Annotated in this window: 1 protein-coding gene; it reads right to left on the minus strand. The window is 44.7% G+C overall.

The genetic code is table 11. The features are described from left to right. Nucleotides 1-285, minus strand: a 285-nt coding sequence (locus tag EI164_RS16720; RefSeq protein ID WP_413038471.1) for a MobA/MobL family protein, incomplete at its 3' end; no start/stop codon positions are given. Nucleotides 286-443 lie beyond the last annotated feature (158 nt).

A 443-nucleotide genomic window follows, 5' to 3' on the forward strand; every position in this document is an offset into this window, starting at 1 on the left:
TTTCATCTTACCGCGCTTGGTGGTTTCTCCCCTCTCAACCAAATCAGCGATACTCTGAAAGTCCAATTCGATACCACGCGCTTTCAACTGCTCACGCAACTGATTAGGAAGCATTATCTGGCTGTGAACCACATCGGTTTTTTTGGTGTAATCGTAAGACCTAGCGTCGGGGTTTATTTTATTGTTGTCGGTCAGTTTTATACCGGCACGATATGAGATCGCCGCCGCTAAATTATGCCCTTTTCCACGACTGAGCGATTTGGTTTCGGCTCTGAATATTGCCATTTTTGCACCTCGGTTTTGGGGGGTTTGGGGTTTCCCCAACGCGGTTTGAGACAATGAAATAATACCACACGAAGTACGGTTTATGTCATTTCTCGAAACTGCGCTCTTAGTCAGAGGGACAAAAAGCCAAAAAAAAATAGGAAATATGAAAAACTGCG

Source organism: Psychrobacter sp. FME13 (genome assembly GCF_014861395.1).
GTDB lineage: Bacteria > Pseudomonadota > Gammaproteobacteria > Pseudomonadales > Moraxellaceae > Psychrobacter.